Annotated in this window: 14 protein-coding genes; 7 read left to right on the forward strand and 7 right to left on the reverse strand. The window is 51.8% G+C overall.

Going from position 1 to position 18,010, the window contains the following annotated elements; genetic code table 11:
• Positions 1–16 precede the first annotated feature (16 nt).
• Entirely contained in the window at positions 17–655 is a 639-nt protein-coding gene (gene thiE, locus ACI0CA_RS12745; RefSeq protein WP_308448929.1) for a thiamine phosphate synthase, read from the forward strand.
• 301 nt (positions 656–956) lie between these two features.
• Here the strand turns inward: thiE and ACI0CA_RS12750 are convergent, their stop codons facing one another.
• Positions 957–3,596: a family 78 glycoside hydrolase catalytic domain gene (locus ACI0CA_RS12750; RefSeq protein ID WP_446806757.1), complete on the reverse strand. Its 2,640-nt coding sequence runs from the start codon at positions 3,594–3,596 to the stop codon at positions 957–959.
• 471 nt (positions 3,597–4,067) lie between these two features.
• Here ACI0CA_RS12750 and ACI0CA_RS12755 point away from each other — a divergent pair, with 471 nt between their 5' ends.
• The gene (locus ACI0CA_RS12755; protein ID WP_308448931.1) at positions 4,068–4,640 is read left to right on the forward strand and encodes a manganese efflux pump MntP; all 573 of its coding nucleotides are present in this window, start codon (positions 4,068–4,070) and stop codon (positions 4,638–4,640) included.
• An 89-nt stretch (positions 4,641–4,729) separates the two neighbouring features.
• Here ACI0CA_RS12755 and ACI0CA_RS12760 read toward each other — a convergent pair whose 3' ends face one another.
• The 3 genes from ACI0CA_RS12760 to ACI0CA_RS12770 are packed head-to-tail and all read right to left on the reverse strand — an operon-like array spanning position 4,730 to position 8,425.
• On the reverse strand, positions 4,730–6,520 hold the full coding sequence (locus ACI0CA_RS12760) for a hypothetical protein (RefSeq protein ID WP_446806756.1): 1,791 nt from the start codon (positions 6,518–6,520) through the stop codon (positions 4,730–4,732).
• A gap of 60 nt (positions 6,521–6,580) precedes the next feature.
• A complete protein-coding gene (locus ACI0CA_RS12765) occupies positions 6,581–7,507 on the reverse strand; it encodes a carbohydrate ABC transporter permease (protein WP_308448933.1) in 927 nt (308 codons plus the stop codon).
• Positions 7,508–7,522: 15 nt separating this feature from the next.
• Positions 7,523–8,425 carry an ABC transporter permease gene (locus ACI0CA_RS12770; RefSeq protein WP_446807009.1) on the reverse strand — a complete coding sequence of 301 codons (903 nt, stop codon included), beginning with the start codon at positions 8,423–8,425 and terminating at the stop codon, positions 7,523–7,525.
• 575 nt (positions 8,426–9,000) lie between these two features.
• Here ACI0CA_RS12770 and ACI0CA_RS12775 point away from each other — a divergent pair.
• Complete coding sequence (locus tag ACI0CA_RS12775; protein WP_446806754.1) at positions 9,001–9,693, forward strand: helix-turn-helix domain-containing protein; 693 nt, start codon at positions 9,001–9,003, stop codon at positions 9,691–9,693.
• Between the two features lie 99 nt (positions 9,694–9,792).
• Here ACI0CA_RS12775 and thrS read toward each other — a convergent pair whose 3' ends face one another.
• A complete protein-coding gene (thrS, locus tag ACI0CA_RS12780) occupies positions 9,793–11,727 on the reverse strand; it encodes a threonine--tRNA ligase (RefSeq protein ID WP_343284873.1) in 1,935 nt (644 codons plus the stop codon).
• 455 nt (positions 11,728–12,182) lie between these two features.
• On the opposite strand from thrS, the gene ACI0CA_RS12785 reads away from it, so the two are divergent.
• Both ACI0CA_RS12785 and rny read left to right on the forward strand, forming a co-directional pair.
• A complete protein-coding gene (locus tag ACI0CA_RS12785; RefSeq protein WP_343284983.1) occupies positions 12,183–12,401 on the forward strand; it encodes a helix-turn-helix domain-containing protein in 219 nt (72 codons plus the stop codon).
• A gap of 285 nt (positions 12,402–12,686) precedes the next feature.
• The gene (gene rny, locus ACI0CA_RS12790; RefSeq protein ID WP_308448939.1) at positions 12,687–14,249 is read left to right on the forward strand and encodes a ribonuclease Y; all 1,563 of its coding nucleotides are present in this window, start codon (positions 12,687–12,689) and stop codon (positions 14,247–14,249) included.
• 303 nt (positions 14,250–14,552) lie between these two features.
• Here rny and spo0A read toward each other — a convergent pair whose 3' ends face one another.
• Together spo0A and spoIVB are read right to left on the reverse strand one after the other, a co-directional pair.
• On the reverse strand, positions 14,553–15,311 hold the full coding sequence (gene spo0A, locus ACI0CA_RS12795; protein ID WP_308448940.1) for a sporulation transcription factor Spo0A: 759 nt from the start codon (positions 15,309–15,311) through the stop codon (positions 14,553–14,555).
• A gap of 352 nt (positions 15,312–15,663) precedes the next feature.
• On the reverse strand, positions 15,664–16,785 hold the full coding sequence (gene spoIVB, locus ACI0CA_RS12800; RefSeq protein WP_446806753.1) for a SpoIVB peptidase: 1,122 nt from the start codon (positions 16,783–16,785) through the stop codon (positions 15,664–15,666).
• Positions 16,786–17,435: 650 nt separating this feature from the next.
• Between spoIVB and ACI0CA_RS12805 the strand changes: the two genes are divergently transcribed.
• On the forward strand, positions 17,436–17,645 hold the full coding sequence (locus ACI0CA_RS12805; protein WP_176820205.1) for a cold-shock protein: 210 nt from the start codon (positions 17,436–17,438) through the stop codon (positions 17,643–17,645).
• A 116-nt stretch (positions 17,646–17,761) separates the two neighbouring features.
• A complete protein-coding gene (locus tag ACI0CA_RS12810; protein WP_308448942.1) occupies positions 17,762–18,004 on the forward strand; it encodes a hypothetical protein in 243 nt (80 codons plus the stop codon).
• Positions 18,005–18,010: the final 6 nt, after the last annotated feature.

Consider the following 18,010-nt stretch of genomic DNA (forward strand, 5'->3'; position numbering starts at 1 on the left):
AAGAAGGAGTTTTTCTATGAAATTCGATCCTACCTTATACCTTGTGACCGACAGCACCGGCCGCACGGACGATGACTTTCTTTCCATCCTCGAAAAGGCACTCACGGGCGGTGTGACGCTGGTGCAGCTGCGCGAAAAAGAGCGCGGCGGCGGTGAATACCTGCGCCTTGCGCGCCTCACAAAAGCTGTTTGCGACCGTTACCGCGTGCCGCTTATCATCGACGACCGCGCGGACATCGCCATGGCGGCAGATGCGGCGGGCGTACACGTAGGTCAAAGTGATCTGCCCGTCTGTGAAGCAAGAAAGCTTTTAGGTGAAGATAAAATCGTCGGCGCAACGGCAAAAACCGTGGAGCAGGCGCAGAAAGCGTACCGCGAAGGCGCGGACTACCTCGGCACGGGCGCGATCTTCCCGACGACCACGAAGGTGAAAACCGTGCTGACGCCGGTTTCGCGCCTGAACGATGTCTGCCGCAGCGTGCCGATCCCGGTCGTGGCCATAGGCGGTTTAAATGCCGGGAACATGGATGTTTTGAATGGCAGTCCCATTGACGGCATAGCGGTCGTTTCGGCCATCATGAAGAGTGCAGATCCCGAAGCTGCCGCGCGGGAGCTTTTCGCGCGCGTGCGGGTGATTAAAGAAAATAACCGCTGAAAGGCATAGAATGCTACACTTTGTGCTGATTTCACAAATTGAAACGACATTTGGCGGTGAAATCTTTTCCGAAATGACACACGGTTTTTACGCGCGGTTTATTGACTCTGCGTTTTACCGGTAGTATGATAATGGTAGAAGCAAAATTCCCCATAATTTGCGTACAAGCCACTTTTTATAAATCCACACCTTAAACGAAAAAATCACCGAGTTTTTCCTCGGTGATTTTTTCGTTATAAAGCGTCGGCAAAAAGATTTTTCGTTCTTTTTGCCGGCGCTCTCTGTTTATTCTTAAAAACTTTTACAGTGTAAACGTATACGTACCCGCGGTGAGCGTCATTTCTTCCGTAGTGCCGTCTTTTTTCGGCAGGTAGACTTCCGCTTCGGCGTCAAACGGGATGACGACGGTATACGTCACTTCGCCGTTATCCTCGTACTGCCAGCCGGTTTCATAGTAGCCTGCGGCGGTATTGACCTTGGCTTTTGCCGCGCCGAGCCTTACATCGGGCTGCGGGCGGATGACGGCCTTTTTATAACCGGGCACGTCCGGCACGGGGTTCAGGCCGCAGACGTTCTTATACACCCATTCGAACACCGCGCCGTAAGCGTAGTGGTTCATGGAGTTCATGCCGATGCCGCTGATCTTACCGTCCGGATTGACGGAGTTCCAGCGCTCCCAGATCGTTGTGGCACCCATATTGACCTCATACAGCCAGCCGGGATTTTCCTCGTTCAAAAGCAGCGTATAGGCTTCTGCATTCGCGCCGTTATCGGAGAGCGCGCGGCACAGCACAGGTGTGCCGAGGAAGCCGGTCTTCAGCTTGCCTTTATTCATCGCGAGCAGGCCGCGCAGGGTTTCGGTGATCTTCTCGCGCGCGAACTCCGGCGCAAGCCCAAACGAAAGCGAAATGGCGTTGCCGGTCTGCGTTGCGGCCGCGCATCTGCCGCCCGCAGTGTAAAACTCGCGGCGGATGGCGTCGAGAATTTCGTCTGCACGCTTTTTGTAGACGTCGTACTCGGTCGTTTTGCCGAGCGCGCGTGCGGCGTTTGCAACGCACATGGTGCTCTTATAGTAGTAGGCGGAGCACAGGAATGTAATGTCCGTGCCGCCGAGAACAGACTCGGGATTGAAGCCGGATTCCGGGCCGTCCAGTGCAAGCCAATCGGCAAAGTGGAACTCAATGCCCGGCCACAGACGCGTTGCGCCGTGCGCTTCATCGTAGCGGTAGATCCAATCCGCCCACAGCTTCATGCTCTCGAAGCCGTTTTCGAGCACGCTGATATCGCCCGTTGCAATGTAGGTTTCCCAAGGGACGATGGCCGCGGCATCTGCCCAGCCACAGTGACCGCCGCCGTTTGCGAGCATTGGGTTTGCTTCGCCCGGCTTGCGGCTGATGAGCAGCGGGGCAACATCCGGCACCTTGCCGTCAAGGCGCTTCTGTTCCTCCAAAAGGTCTCGGATATACTTCGTATAGAACGCGCCGCAATCCATGTTGTAGTTCGCCGTGGGGCAGAACGCCTGCGCGTCGCCCGTCCAGCCCATGCGCTCGTCGCGCTGCGGGCAGTCGGTCGGCACGTCGAGGAAGTTATCGCGCTGACTCCAGACAGAGTTCAAATACAGGCGGTTGACCTTCTCGTTTGCGGTCGTGATCTCGCCGGTTTGCTCGAGGTCGGAATACATGGCCCACGCCTGAATATCCGTGATGCCGGTGAGGTCTGCCACGCCGGAGAATTTGATGTAGCGGAAGCCGTAGAAGGTCGCAATCGGTCGAATAAAGGCTTTTTTGCCCGTCGAAATATAGCGGTATTCGGAAAGTGCAGTGCGCAGGTTATCGCGGTAGAAGCAGTCATCCTGCAACAGCTCGCCGGTCTGCACGCGCAGCTCGACACCTGCGGGCAGGTCGGCCATGAACGTGAACCAACCCGTAATGTTCTGGCCGAGGTCGAACACAAGCTCGTTTTTCGGCGTGGTGATCTGCTTCGGGGTGATGATATGCTTTGCTTTTACGGGCAGCGAGAGGCGCGCGGAAATTGCGCCGAGGTTCGTCGTGGTGTTGCGCTTCACCGGCTGCCAATTTGCATAGGTGCAGGACGGCGCGCACCAGTTTTCGATTTCGAGGTTCGCGTCGTAGCGCTCGCCGTCGTAGATGTTGCCGAACGTCAGCGGGTTCGGAGCGCACTGCCAGCTTTCGTCCGTGACGATGACGGTCTCGCCCTGCGTGGTGGTGACGTGCAGCTCACCGAGGAGCAGGTATTCCTCTGTGTACATGTTGCAGGGTTTTCCCGGGAAATTCGTTTCGTAATCGCCAACGACGCCGTCAAAACCAAAGCGGCCTTTCGCCCAGCCGTTGCCCAAAATGGCGCCGATGACGTTTTCGCCGGTGTGAATGAGGTCGGTCACGTCGTAGGTCTGGTACTGAATCCAGCTGTCGTAGGCGGTGCAACCGGGGGCAAGATACTCATCGTTCGCCTTTTCGCCGTTCAGATAGAGCTCGTAGATGCCGAGGCCCGTGAAGTATGCGCGGGCAGAGAGAACTTCGCCGGTGATCTCAAACGCGCGGCGCATGTACGGGGCGGTGTCCGGCGCAAGACACGGAGAAATACACTGTGCCGTGAACGGCTCGTCGAGTTTTGCGGTCTCGAACCACGCAGTGTCGCTTGTGACCAATTCACCGTTATCGCCCATAACGGTAACGCGCCAGAAGTAGCGCGTGCGGGGCTCGAGGGCGATTTCCACCGGTACACCGAGGGACGACGCGGTTTTGCACGCGCCGGTATCAAAGATAACGTCGGCAAAATCCTCCGTTTTGGAAACCTCCACGCGCGCCCAAAGCTGCTTTTTCGCTTCGGTATCCGTGACTGTCCACGAGACGTGCGGCGTTTTCAGATCAAAACCGAGCGGGTTGACGATACGGTTTGTTTTCATTCTCTGAATTTTCATGTTCCGTTCCTTTCTGTGCGTTTGCACGTGCGGCTTTTTCCTTTGCCGCTTCGTATTCCGGCCGCGTAAAGCTGCGGCATTTTGTTCTATTTCACAGAATATCAGATATGAAGATGAAAAACAAGGACTCAATTTCCGCAAAAATACGTCCTTATTTTCAGTAATTGCATGCGAAGATGTTGAACTAAGCCATTTTTAAAAGTTCTTATAGGTTAGCCGCGACTTTAGCTTGACACAAGTCCATATTTGTGGTTTAATAAACAAACATGATTATCGGTGCCGCAAAGCGACACTGCGATAAGGGAGTAGTCGGCGCGAAGCGCTGTATGGTCGACACACTTGAGGAAACTCACGGCTATGCATGAAATGACGAGACTTATCCGAAAGGCATCTCCGGCTTTTCGGGTGAGTCTTTTTTATTGCCCGCGCACGTATATTTTTATAACAAAACAACGGAAAACGGTGATCAAAATGAACTTATGGGAACTATTAATTCTGGCAGTTGGCCTTTCAATGGACGCATTTGCGGTTTCGGTATGTAAGGGGCTTTCGGTGAAAAAGCTGAAAGCGAAACACATGCTGACTGTGGGCGCCTATTTTGGCGGATTTCAGGCACTGATGCCTCTTTTAGGGTACATTTTGGGTATACAGTTCCAGTCAATGATTCAGCAGTTCGACCACTGGATCGCGTTTGTGCTGCTGGTGCTGATCGGCCTGAGCATGATAAAGGAATCGCGCGAGGAAGCGGAGAACCTCAACGATTCGTTCAGCTTTAAGACGATGCTGCCGCTCGCGGTGGCGACGAGCATCGACGCGCTGGCGGTGGGCGTAACGTTCGCGTTTTTGCAGGTCAAAATCGTACCGGCCATCAGCTTTATCGGCGCAACGACGTTCATTCTTTCGGCGATCGGTATTCGCATCGGCAACATTTTCGGCGCGAAGTATAAATCGAAAGCAGAGCTTGTCGGCGGCATCGTGCTGATTTTGATGGGTGCGAAAATTTTGTTAGAGCACCTCGGCGTACCGGATATGATTTTCGGTTAAGAACCGGAAACAAGAAAGCGCCCCGCTTCCTTTTATGGAAAGCGGGGCGCTGTTTTGTTTTAATTTACGAACTAAAGTAACCCGTTAAATTACTTCTGTGCGTCGTAGTAATCCTGATATGCGGTGTAGCCCTGGAGCTCGATGTTCGATGCACGCTTATCGGTGTAGATCTTCTCAATGTCATGAACCTGATTGGACTCAGCAAAGTCTTTCAGATCCTGAACGAGCTTATCGAACGTTGCGTCGTCGGAAGCCATGATGATCTGCGGGATACGCATCTTGCACTCATCGGTGATAGCCTGTCTTGCCATACCGAGGTCTTCGTTCGGATCGATCTCAAGAGAGAGGTTGGCGTTTTCGTCAGTCAGGAACTTCTGGCCGGGGACTGCCGGATGGATGGAATCTTCCGGAGTGAAGACGTGAGCCTGAATGGAGATAACCCAGCTTCTGGATTCTTCCGGCTGTGCATCGTTAACTGCATACTTCGTCAAGTCAACGTTATCGGCGTGAGCCGGCTGAGCCCAGAACCAGCAACCTGCTGCGTTCTTTTCGTCAGAGCTAAGCTCTTCTTCCGGCTTCTTGAGGATCGGGTTGCCGTTTTCGTCCTTGCCTTCCCAGAGGCCGCCCTCAGGACCGTACATCATGTTGATGGAGCCGTCCTTCGTGAGCATCCAAGAATAGAGATCGAAGATACGCTGCGGGTTTTCAGCCTTTGTGGTGATGCAGTTGACGTTGCTACCAGGCGTGCCGTTTTCTTCGCCATATACCCAATCTACGCCTTCAGCCGGCGGGAAGATCGGAGAATCCTTAAGCTCCCAACCGAGGAGATCGTAGGTGTTGCCGTCTTTCTCCTGAAGGAGGGTACGGAAGTGGTTGGTATCGTCCTGAGAGAAGTCATAGTACAGAACCGCTCCACGGCCGTTGGAGAGCTTCTCTACGTACTGATCGTTGCTGTCGGTATAAATGGTTTCCGGGAAGAGGCCTTCTCTAAACCACTGGTTAGCAATCTTCAGAGCGGAGACGTAGTTGTCGTCAAAGACAGCAAGCTTAATGTCGTTATCCGCCTGAGACCAGTATGTATCAACAAGGTTCGGGTTGCCGTAGGAACGATAGATAGCGGAAACGGTGTTGAAGCCGTTATCGTCCTGTCTCGGGAGCCACGGGAAGATGCTCTGGCCGTCGGAAGTTGTAACGCCCTTGTCCTTAGCATCCAGCATGAACTGATGCAGATCTTCGAGCGTCTTGAGTTCCGGGGAACCGAGCTGCTCATAAACGTCGTGGTTGACCATCCAGCTCGCGTTACCGCCGGTAGCGCCCTTACGAGCCCAGTTCGGGATACCATAGAGACCGCCGTTAACGGACAGCAGCTTCTGGGAGGATTCGAGGATGTCCTCATCAAAGGAGCAGCCTTCATACCTCAAGGTGTTGATATCGACGAGCTTGCCGAGGCTGATGAGCTTCTGCCAGTTCGCGTTACGGTCCATGATGATAACATCCGGCAGGTCGTCGGAGGAGATCATCAGGTTCAGTCTGGAATCCGCATCAGCTTCCGGGCAGGAATAGTTGACCGTGATGTTGAACTTTTCGTTCATGTACTTCGATGCAGCGTCTTCGCCCCAGGGCTTAACGGAACCCTGATAGCTGTAATATGCATCAAATTCGTAGTGCTCGGTGGTGTCGTCCGGGCCGGAGGAACCGGTTACCTCGGAGCTTGCGTCACCGCCGTCTGTGGATTCCGCTGCGGAAGATTCCGTTTTGGAAGATGTGCTGCTGTCAGCCGTGGAAGAGTTTCCGCCGCCGCCGCAGCCGGCTACTGTCAGAATCATGGATGCTGCCATGACTGCTGCCAGAGCCTTCAAGAGAGAGTTTCTGGACTTCATACTTTGCCTCCTTAAAGAATGCTTCGTCAATACACCTTGCATTGACAATTTATTTTATGATTAGCCCTTAACGGAGCCGATCATAATGCCTTTTACGAAGTAGCGCTGCAGGAACGGGTAAACGATGATGATCGGAATGATCGTAACAAACATCGTAGCCATTGTGATGGAGCGCACGTTGGTCTCCTTGCCCTTCAACATGTTGGCGTCGATGGTGACGCCCATGCCCGCAGAGGCCATCTGTTCTGCGAACTTCGCTTCGTTGACGATTCCGAGAAGGACGTTCTGCATCGGCTTCAGGTAATCCTGTGTAATGTACAGGTTTGCCTGGAACCAGTCGTTCCAATGCTGCACACCGAAGTACAGGGCGATCGTCGCGATGATCGGTGTGGAGAGCGGGAAGTAAATTTTAAAGAAGATGGTTATGTAGTTTGCGCCGTCGATGAGGGCGGATTCTTCAAGCGCTTCCGGCAGAGACTGGAAGTAGCTGCGCATGAGAATCATGTTCCACAGGTTGACGAGTGCCGGGATGATGTACACGAGGAAGTTGTTCTTGAGACCGAGATTGAGGATCAAGAAGTAAGTCGGCATGAGGCCGCCGCCGAAGTACATCGGGATAAGACACAGCATTGCGTAAACTTTTTTGCCTACGAGATTCGTTCTGGAAATTGCGAATGCCAGCATACCGGTAATGAGCACGCCGCCGACCGTACCGATGACGGTACGTGCGATGGTGATGAAGTACGCCATCCAGATCTTCTGGTTTGTGAAAACCAGCTCGTAGTTTCTCCACGTAAACTTACGCGGATAGATGGTCAAACCACCAAGGGTGGTATCGTTGGAGTCGTTCAAGGAAATCGCAAGGGCATTCAGGAACGGGTACAGCGTAAGGACAAGAACCAGAACGATGGTGACGATCATGATGATATCGATCACGTAGTCGCTGGCCACGCGCTTGGCGCGGATTTTGTTTGGATTTTTTGCCATCTCTCTGTTCCCCCCTTAGAAAAGCTGTGCTTCGCCGAATTTACCTGCTACGTAGTTGGAACCAAGGAGCAGTGCGAAGTTGACGATGGACTTAAAGAGACCGGCCGCTGCTGCGAAGGAGAAACGACCCTGGCTGACACCCAAACGATAAATGAAGGTATCAAGCACGTCTGCGTATTCTTTCAACATGGAGTTGCCCATCTGCTTGGTGAGCATCATGATCTGGTCGAAGTTTGCATTCAGGATGCCGCCGACCTGGAAGATAAACATCAGGATGATGGTCGGTTTGATGGACTTAATTGTGATATGCCACATCTTCTGTGCGCGCGTTGCGCCGTCGATATCAGCCGCTTCATACATATCCTGGCTGATGCTCGTGATAGCGGAGATGAAGATAATCGCGTTCCAGCCAAGCTCCTTCCAGATATCCGTGCACAATGTAATGCCCCAGAAGTACTTGCCTTCGGTGAAGAAGCCGATCGGTTCCTTCGTGACGCCGATCCACATGAGGAACTCATTGATAGCGCCGCCGTCGGTGGACATGAGGTCAAACATCAACGTTGCGCACACAACCCAAGAGATGAAGTGCGGCAGGTAGCTGACGGTCTGAACCGTTTTTTTCAGCGGCTGGAAGTTCATTTCGTTCAGCAGCACTGCGAAGAGAATCGGCAGCGGGAAGCCAATGAACATCTTAAGGGCGCTGATGACCAGCGTGTTGCGCATGGCCAGTCCGAAGTACTTATCGGCGAACATGGTCTGGAAGTGTTTGAAGCCTACCCACTGGCTGAAGCCCGGGAAATCACCGAGCTGGAAATCCTGGAAGCCCATAACCACGCCGTACATCGGTACGTAGCTGAACAGGAGGACTAAGAGGATGCCGGGAACTAACAATATCTGCAGATCCCACTGGGCAAGCATTCTGGAAAAGACGTTCTTTTTGCGTAAGACCGTATTTCCACTCGCTTGTGCTTGTTTCAATCTCATCACGCTCCATTTCCACAAAAGATGGAAAAATTTTTACAAAAAGCAGAACTCAAAGCCTGCTTAAAGCCAAAATTTTTTGAAACCCGACTGCCTTTTGCAGTTTTACGGTTTTCTCGTCGAAAGCCCTGAACGATGTTCGGATGATTTCCAAATTTGTCTAAATCTCCGCAACAACTTCTTCAGAAATTATTCATATTATACACGCGCATTCGTAACAATTCAAGGAGAAATTGTGCAAAGCATATTGACAAATTATGCAAACCGTGTACAATATAGGTACAAAGAGTAAATTTTATGGTGAAGCTGGTGGGCATATGTCACAAAGCACTATCTTAGACACACAAAAATGCGAGCATGAAACCGCATCCATTTTGAACAATTTTACTATTGCCTTCGGAAAAGTGCATTGGGGCCTCCCAAATTTCGAAAACTTGGATGAATTGTTCGAAAATCAGCAGTTTGTTTTGATGCTCTGCGTCAAAGCTTCGTCTGAAAGAAGCGATTTATATTTGAATAACGATATTTTTAATGTAGTTACCGGAGGGGTGATTTGTGTGCGCCGCAGCGATAAAATCCTTTGGAATCACTGCTGCTGCGACAACATGCAGATTCTCTGGCTTCCCTTTACAATGAAATGCGTTTCCGACTGTTCCTGCGAAGACGCCGATGTTTTAAATGACTTTTTGTGCGGAAAGCTGAGCCCTGTCGGTTATAATACACAGCTGATTGATTACAGCGACTTCCTCAGAAAGCGCGTTTGCAGCTATACCAAGTGTTGCCTGAACCAAGTTCTTTCCGGATTTATACTGGACTGCATTTTTACCCTTAAGCAAAATTACGACGGCCTCTCCAACAAGGACAAAATCACCCAATACCTGCTCGACCACGCAACGGAGAAGATCAGCGTGCCGGAACTTGCGAAAAAGCTTTCGATTTCCGAACGCGCACTGTTCTATTATTTTCAAGATAACTTCGGTTCCACCCCGAGCAATTACATTAACCGTATACGCATGAACGCCGCCGCAGAGCACATCCACCGCGGGTTATCCGTGAAAGAAGTGACCGAAATGTACCACTTTTCGGAATCTTCTGCGTTCTGCCGGTTATTTAAGAAGTACTTCGGCATCACGCCGACGGAATACCGGCAGCTGGCAGAGAAATCGCAGCTGAAAATCGTCTCGCGGGACGAGCTGAAGGATTAACCGTATATCTTTCACGCGATCCATAGATAACAAAACACCGCCCGTTCGGAAAAGCTCCGAGCGGACGGTGTTCTTTATCTTATATTATATTGTATTCAATCAGTCAATGACCTTGTTGTCGCGATCCGGAACAATCTTTTCAAGGAACTGCTCTACGGTCATGGCGCCGAGGTCGCCCTCTTTGCGCTTACGGATAGAGATGGTGTTGTTTTCGATGTCCTTATCGCCGACAACGACCATGTACGGCACCTTTTCGAGCTGTGCTTCGCGAATCTTGTAGCCAATCTTCTCGCTGCGGTCGTCGACCTCGCAGCGGAAGCCCTTGTCTTCCAACTGCTTCTTGACTTCATAGAGATAGTCGAGGTGGCGGTCTGCGATGGGCAGCAGCTTCACCTGTACCGGGGCAAGCCACAGCGGGAACGCGCCTGCGTACTTTTCGATGAGCAACGCGAGGGTACGCTCGTAGCAGCCGATGGAGGTACGGTGAATGATGCACGGGGTCTTCTGCTTGCCGTCCTTATCGGTGTAGACCATGCCGAACTGCTCGGCAAGCATCTGGTCGATCTGAATGGTGATAAGCGTATCTTCCTTGCCGTACACGTTCTTAATCTGGATATCGAGCTTCGGGCCGTAGAACGCAGCTTCGCCGATGCCGATCTCATACGGAATCTCGAGATGGTTGAGGATGCGCTCCATGAGGCCCTGTGCCTCGTTCCACTGCTCTTCCGTACCGATATACTTTGCACGGTCATTCGGATCCCATTGCGAGAAGCGGTAGGAAACGTCCTCATACAGACCGAGTGTCTTCAGCATGAAGATTGCAAGCTCCAGGCACTTTCTGAACTCGTCTTCCAGCTGCTCCGGTGTGCACATGAGGTGGCCTTCGGAAATGGTGAACTGGCGCACACGGATCAGGCCGTGCATCTCGCCGCTTGCTTCATTACGGAACAGTGTGGAAGTCTCGTTGTAGCGCAGCGGCAGGTCGCGGTAGGAACGCTTGCGGTTTAAATAAGCCTGATACTGGAACGGGCAGGTCATCGGGCGCAGGGCGAAGACTTCCTTGTCCTTCTCCTCGTCGCCGAGCACGAACATGCCATCCTTATAATGATCCCAGTGGCCGGAGATCTTGTACAGGTCGCTCTTTGCCATGAACGGGGTCTTTGTCAGCAGCCAGCCGCGGCGCTGCTCCTCGTCCTCGACGAAGCGCTGCAGAAGCTGAACGATGCGCGCGCCCTTCGGCAGCAGGATCGGCAAGCCCTGACCGATAACGTCGCTTGTGGTGAAAAGCTCCAGCTCACGGCCGAGCTTGTTGTGGTCGCGCTTCTTGGCTTCCTCCATCATGGTAAGGTGCTCTTCCAGCAAGCTCTGCTTCGGGAACGCGATGCCGTAGAGACGCTGCAGCATCTTGTTGCTTGCATCGCCGCGCCAGTATGCACCTGTGATGGAGGTGAGCTTTACAGCCTTGACATTGCCGGTGCGCATGAGGTGCGGGCCTGCGCAGAGGTCCGTGAAATCGCCCTGCTTATAGAAGGAGATGTGCTCGCCCTCGGCAGCGTGCTCACGGATGAGCTCCTCTTTATAGTCCTGACCCTTCATGAGCTCCAGTGCTTCCGCTACCGGCAGCTCGAAGCGTTCAATCTCGATGTCTTCCTTGATGATCTTCTTCATCTCGGCTTCGATCTTTGCGAGGTCGTCGTTGGTGATGGCCTGCGGCAGCTCCATATCATAATAGAAGCCGTTATCCACAGCCGGGCCGATGGCGAACTTTGTGCCCGGGTACAGGCGGTTTACCGCCTGCGCCATGATGTGGGACGCGGTGTGCCAATATGCCTTTTTACCCTCTTTATCGTCAAACGTCAAAATCTCTACCTTGCAATCTTCGTTGAGCACGGTGCGCAGGTCGCACACCTCGCCGTTCACTTTTGCGGCACATGCGGACTTATAAAGACCCATGCCGATGCTTTTTGCGACTTCCGCTACGGAAACGCCGCTTTCAAATTCCTTTTCGCTGCCCTTCAGGTCAACCTTGATCATGATTCTCAATCCTTTCCTAATTCTCTGATAAAATAAAAAGCCCCGGGATCCCTCACCGGGATCTCGGGGCGACACTGCGCGGTTCCACCCGAGTTCCTGCGTGTTAAAACACACTTGTGTTAACACACAGCTCGTTCTTCCGCCTTAACGCGGCGGCAACGTCCGCCTTTTCGGTAAACCGTTCGGCGGCGGCTCAAAGGTGGTATTTCGGTTTCGCTTTCCGCGGTGCTTTCAGCCGGTGGCAACCGCTCTCTTTCGAAAAGACCTGAACCCGAACTTCCTTATCAAAGCCCTTTTCTTGTCCCCATACTATCACCGTTTTTCTGAAATGTCAACACCCAAGAAAAGAGTTTTTCACATAAATTCTTCATCGTCTATTATCGTAGACAGTAAAATGTCTATTTACGCATACAATTTGTGTAGAGGTGATACACTTGCTTTGGGAAAATAATATTGTGGGGCAAACAATACGGTCTGTGCGCAAAGCAAAAGGCATGTCGCAAGAGGTTTTAAGCGGCTTTGCGGGCATCGCGCGCACGCATTTGACGATGATCGAGTGCGGAACAAAGCAGGCGAATTTCTCGACGATATGCAAGATTGCGGAAGCGTTTGACATGCGCCCCAGCGAGCTTGTCCGCAAAATGGAAGAAGCGGAAGAAAAGCGGGATAAATAGACCCGCAGAAAAAATTTTTCTTCTAAAAAGCAAAAAAATCGGCTTATATACTGGGCTCTTGTATAAAACAGAAAGAAACCGTAATTATTTCTTAAATTCTTTGGTTGACATATGCAAGGAAAAGAGATAAAATTGTACATGGAGTGTTTTACACTTTTTAAGTCAGCCGTGTTCCGAGCAGTTTATGCGGCTGCTTTTTGTGTGGAACCTTCACAGGGAATAACGCACCCTGCATAACCTAATTTAGTAATTGAATATCGAAAACCTTAGCGAAGGAGGTGCCCAATGCCACAAGTACCAATTTGGGGTTGTGTTCTGATCGTACTGGCAGTCGCCGCTTTGTGCGGCGCTCTCGCTTTCTTTGCGGGTGTGAATCATCGAAAAAGAGAAGCGGAAGCTGCCATCGGTTCGGCAGAAGACGAAGCCAAGCGGATCATCAGCAACGCGATCAAAACGGCTGCCGCAAAGAAAAAGGAAGCCGTGCTCGAGGGCAAGGACGAAATTCATCGTCTGCGCAACGAGTCCGAACGCGAGATGAATGACCGCAGAAAAGAAATTCAGCGCCAGGAGCGCCGCGTTTCCCAGAAGGAAGAATCTTTGGATAAAAAGATGGAAAATCTGGAATCCAAAGAAAACGCGGTCGAAAATAAGATGCGCAAGGCGGAGGAACGCCTGAAAGAGGCAGAATCCGTTAAGAAAAGTCAGATCGACATGTTGGAGAGGATCTCTTCCTTTACCGTGGACCAGGCAAAAGAGTATTTGCTCAAGTTACTTGAGGATGATCTTGTGCATGAAAAGGCCATTAAAGTAATGGAGTATGAACAGCAGACGAAGGAAGAATGCGACAAGCTGGCAAGAGAGATCATTTCGGTCGCCATTCAGCGCTGCGCGGCGGATCACGTATCCGAAGCCGCCATCAGCGTCGTTCCGCTGCCCAACGATGAAATGAAGGGCAGAATCATCGGCCGCGAAGGCCGTAACATCCGCGCCATTGAACAGCTTACCGGCGTGGATCTCATCATCGATGACACACCTGAAGCCATTACGCTTTCGAGCTTTGAGCCCGTAAGACGTGAAGTGGCAAGAATCGCCCTTGAAAAGCTGATCTCGGATGGCAGAATCCACCCGACCAGAATTGAGGAGACGATTGAGAAAGCCCGCCGCGAAGTGGATGCAACCATTAAAGCCGAGGGCGAACGCGCCGTGCTTGCTGCCGGCGTAAACGGCATTCACCATGAGCTTGTTAAGCTGCTTGGTCGGCTGCGTTACCGCACCAGCTATGGACAGAATGTCCTCAACCACTCTCTGGAAGTTTCTTACCTTGCCGGTATGATGGCTTCCGAACTGGGCCTTGACCCCACCATTGCAAGAAGAGCAGGTTTGCTGCATGATATCGGCAAAGCGCTCGACCACGAGATTGAAGGCTCCCATGTGGAGATCGGCGTGGATGTTGCAAGAAAGTACAAGGAAAGCGAAGCCGTTATCCACGCAATTGCCGCACACCACGGCGACATTGAAGCGAAAACGGTCATTGCCTGCCTGGTGCAGGCAGCCGACGCCATCTCGGCAGCACGCCCCGGCGCGCGCCGCGAGAACATCGAAAACTATATCAAACGTCTCGAAAAGCTCGAGGCCGTGGCTGCATCGTTTGACGGTGTGGATCGCTGCTACGCCATTCAGGCCGGCCGCGAGATCCGCGTCATGGTAAAGCCCGAAGTGATCAACGATGAGAAAATGACGCTGCTCGCCCGCGACATCTGCAAGAAGATTGAGGAAGACCTCGAATATCCGGGTCAGATTAAGGTCAACATGATCCGTGAAAGCAGAGCGGTCGATTTCGCGAAATAACATAGTTCGTCACAACGCTCAACCGAATCACAAGCAAAGCCCTCCGGGAGGAATCTCGGAGGGCTTTTGTTATGTAAAACCGCGCGTCGGTAGGTTCTCCCCCGCCTCGGCACACGATTTTACTGTAAAAAAAGCAACACCTCTTACCCTGCCGACAAGATCAAACATAAATGCTCGGATTTTCGGTGCTACGGTCAAAAGGCGTTGCTTTGCAAAATACAATTTTAATTATGTGCTGAAATTTGTGTTAGCTTTGACAAACGGATCACACAAAATATGTGTAAAAAATTCACATTTTGTCGATTAAGACGCATTATCCATCTGCAAACACAGTTTATCGGAAATCATGGCGATGAACTCGCTGTTCGTGGGCTTGCCCCGCGTATTGTGAATGGTGTAACCGAAATACGAATTCAACACATCCACATCACCGCGATCCCAAGCGACTTCGATCGCATGGCGAATGGCGCGTTCCACACGGGAGCTCGTGGTCTCGTACTGCTTTGCCACACTCGGATAAAGCTGTTTTGTCACCGCATTGATAATCTCCGGGTCTTCGATGGCCATGATGATGGAATCCCGAAGATAGTGGTATCCCTTAATGTGGGCCGGCACGCCAATCTGATGCAGAATCTCCGTGACCTGAATGCGCAGGTCGCTGCGGCTGGTGCCGTTTGACGGATGCTGTGCCGCACCGGCCAACGTAAAGATACGGTCGATGATCTCTGTTTTACTGAACGGCTGGATGGCGTAATAATCTGCGCCGGCCTCCATGATCTGCCGCTCCAAAGCGTTTGAGGAATGCGCTGCCGTGATGATGAACACCGGCTTTGGCAGTCCCTCGGCCTTCACAGCGTGCATAACGCCCAGTGCATCTACGCCCGCCATAAAGAGATCCATTACGACCACATCCGGTTTTTCATCCCGTATTTTGGTCAGTAGCGCTGTTCCGTTCCTGTTTACGGTCACAACCTGTGCACCCCGCGAAGCCAATGCGTCGGTGTTTTCACGGCTCCATTCGCCGTCATCCGCACAAATGATGACCTTTATTTGCTTTTCCATGGCTTACCTCCTGCGTGATTTAAATTGTGAACAAATTTTACCATATCATACACGCTATTTCAAGAGGGTAAATGAAATTTCTTTAATTTATTTGTTTTCTAACAAAAATACGGATCTTGATTTTGTTAGCTTTCATCACGGTTTCGGTTGATACACTTCTAATTTCGACAAAAATCAGCAGATAATCAAATATTTTTATTACAGCCAATATCCCGGCGAGTTTCTTACCAAAAAGATGTATAAAACAGAACGAAAACCGATTCTGTAAGATTGTGTCATACCTTCTGTGAGAAATATGACAATGCGGCGCGAAAAAGGGACGCGTGCGCCGCAGCCCACCGTCCCCCTCGTCTTAATTTTCGTTCAGGTTTTCGAGCATCGTTTCGGCAAAAATGCCATAGCCGCGTGTAGCATCATCTACGAAAACATGCGTCACCGCACCGACCAGCTTACCGTCCTGCAAAATGGGGCAACCGCTCATGCCCTGCACAATGCCGCCGGTACGGGCAAGTAGCTCCGGATCGGTCACGTGCAGCACAAGGGTGCGTGTTTCCTGCTTGCCGTCTGTGCTGACGCGCTCAAGCTCCGCATCAAACAGCCGCATACCCTCATCGTCGATCGTGGCGGCGATCTGTACGGCACCTGTATGCACATTTCCGCGCGGCAGCACCTCTACGGTCTCGCCCTCGTGCGGTGCGGAGAGTTTGCCGTAAAGCCCAAACTGCGTGTTCTGCGTCAGCGTGCCAAGGCTCTTGCCGCCCGTAAAATACCCGCGCAGGCGGCCCGGCCGACCGCTGCTGCCGCGCTCGATGCCGCAGACGGAAACGGCAGCCGGCTCGCCGCTGCGGATCTCCAAAACATTGCGCGTGTCGGCATCGCAAATGCCGTGGCCGAGCGCGCCGAACGCTTTGCCGTCTTCGGTGTAAAACGTCACGGTGCCGATGCCCGCAGCGCTGTCCCGCACCCACATGCCCGCTTTGTACGAGCCCTCGCACAAAACGGAAGTAACCTGCGCCGTGAACGTTTCCGTGCCGCGCCGCAGCGTGAGCGTGTTCGTTTCATTTTCGGAAAGCACAGCGGAAAGCGCAGCGTTCGTCTCTACGTTATTGCCGTTTACGGAAAGGATATAATCGCCGGGCTGAATGCCGGCTTCGCTTGCAGGGCATTTTAAGCCACCGTCTGCATAAATTTTCGAAAGTGCGGCAACAATAACGCCGTCCGAAAAAAGTTTTATGCCGAAAACATCGCCGCCAAGCTGCACGGTGCGCACCGTTTCTGTCTTTGCCGTGATATGGGAAGCAGAAACGGCGTGCGCCGCTGCGTTTTCCGGCAGCGGCAGGCCGATGAGCCCGCACACGGAAAGCATCAGTAAAGCCGCCGTGCCCACGCTTGCCGCAAATGTGCGGATGCCCTCAAAAAGCGAGATGTCGCGTCGTTTTGGGGCGTGCGGTTGCGGTTCATTTTCAAAATTCAAGTCTTCTCATCTCCTTGCAGAAAAATTCAGAAAGCTCAAACGAGCCTTCTGTTTTTACTTTTCCACGCGGAGAGAAAAGTATTTGCGGCAATTAAAAACACCTTTGCACAACGAAGGAAATCGTTACGCAAAGGCGATCGTTTTTGGTCTGCCGCACTGCCGGGCTCGCAGCACCCGGCAGAGGACAGTGGGGTAAAAAATAGGGGTAATATCGGAAGAAACGAACTGTTTCCGATTTTCGGCTCCGCGCAAACGCTGTGGGGAAGCAGCGCCCGGCTATCGACCCGGTGCGGAACGTTTTAAAGAAATGAAGGAAGTAAAAAATGAAGAAGTTTGTAACTCATTCGGCTCTCTCTTGTTCCTCCTGAGTACATTACGTAGTATAGAGGAAGAATATGAAAACGAAATTGATATTTCGTGAAAAAAAGAGGAAGTTTTTTTGAAAAACATGTGAACAAAAAAGGCCGCATACTCCACAAATTTAGATTGACTTTCGGCGGAAAAGCTGTTATACTTTGGATAGTGTAATAAACAATGTCAATGTCTCACAGGTTTTCTTTGTAAGTCATTCTTTGGGTGGTTTACAGGACCTGTGTTTTTTTGTATGGCGTTTACGAACACAATTTTTATTTTTATATGGAGGTACCACAATGAACAACGGTACAGTCAAATGGTTTAACGCAGAAAAGGGCTACGGCTTCATTTCCAACGATGAGGGCGGCGAGGACGTATTCGTACATTTCTCCGCAATTCAGGGCGACGGCTTCAAGACGCTGAACGAAGGCCAGAAGGTCACCTTTGAGACCGAGACCGACCCGAAGAACGGCAAGCTCCGCGCAGCAAATGTCGTAAAGCTCTAATTGTAAATTAGAACAGCGAGATAAGAGGCACCTGTGATTGATTTCACCGGTGCTTTTTTTTTTTGTATAAGCTTCGCTTTTCGGCGCACAATACTGTGGGAAGGAAGGGATGCCAAATGCAAAAGAAAAACGAAAAGAAGTTCACCCACGGCGAGCATGTGACGATTTACCCTGATACGCCGGAGAGCGTCGCAAGCGCTACGGAGTGCACCGGCCTCATGCCCACGCCGCCGCAAAACGACGCGGAGTTTACGTCGTACCAAGACCTGCACAGCATGGAGATCCCCAAAAAGCTCCCCGGCAAGCGAAACTTCGAGCTTGGCGTGTACGACGATAAGCCGGAAGACATTCAGTTATAAAAAGTC

It is taken from the genome of Hominenteromicrobium mulieris, from assembly GCF_046197855.1.
GTDB lineage: Bacteria > Bacillota > Clostridia > Oscillospirales > Acutalibacteraceae > Hominenteromicrobium > Hominenteromicrobium mulieris.

Bases quoted from the DNA above. Each gene is read 5' to 3' on its own strand.
- thrS (WP_343284873.1), bottom strand. From the start codon at position 11,727: ATGATCAAGGTTGACCTGAAGGGCAGCGAAAAGGAATTTGAAAGCGGC.
- ACI0CA_RS12805 (WP_176820205.1), top strand. From the start codon at position 17,436: ATGAACAACGGTACAGTCAAATGGTTTAACGCAGAAAAGGGCTACGGC.
- rny (WP_308448939.1), top strand. From the start codon at position 12,687: ATGCCACAAGTACCAATTTGGGGTTGTGTTCTGATCGTACTGGCAGTC.
- ACI0CA_RS12750 (WP_446806757.1), bottom strand. From the start codon at position 3,596: ATGAAAATTCAGAGAATGAAAACAAACCGTATCGTCAACCCGCTCGGT.
- ACI0CA_RS12760 (WP_446806756.1), bottom strand. From the start codon at position 6,520: ATGAAGTCCAGAAACTCTCTCTTGAAGGCTCTGGCAGCAGTCATGGCA.
- ACI0CA_RS12755 (WP_308448931.1), top strand. From the start codon at position 4,068: ATGAACTTATGGGAACTATTAATTCTGGCAGTTGGCCTTTCAATGGAC.
- ACI0CA_RS12810 (WP_308448942.1), top strand. From the start codon at position 17,762: ATGCAAAAGAAAAACGAAAAGAAGTTCACCCACGGCGAGCATGTGACG.
- ACI0CA_RS12770 (WP_446807009.1), bottom strand. From the start codon at position 8,425: ATGCTTGCCCAGTGGGATCTGCAGATATTGTTAGTTCCCGGCATCCTC.
- ACI0CA_RS12765 (WP_308448933.1), bottom strand. From the start codon at position 7,507: ATGGCAAAAAATCCAAACAAAATCCGCGCCAAGCGCGTGGCCAGCGAC.
- spo0A (WP_308448940.1), bottom strand. From the start codon at position 15,311: ATGGAAAAGCAAATAAAGGTCATCATTTGTGCGGATGACGGCGAATGG.
- thiE (WP_308448929.1), top strand. From the start codon at position 17: ATGAAATTCGATCCTACCTTATACCTTGTGACCGACAGCACCGGCCGC.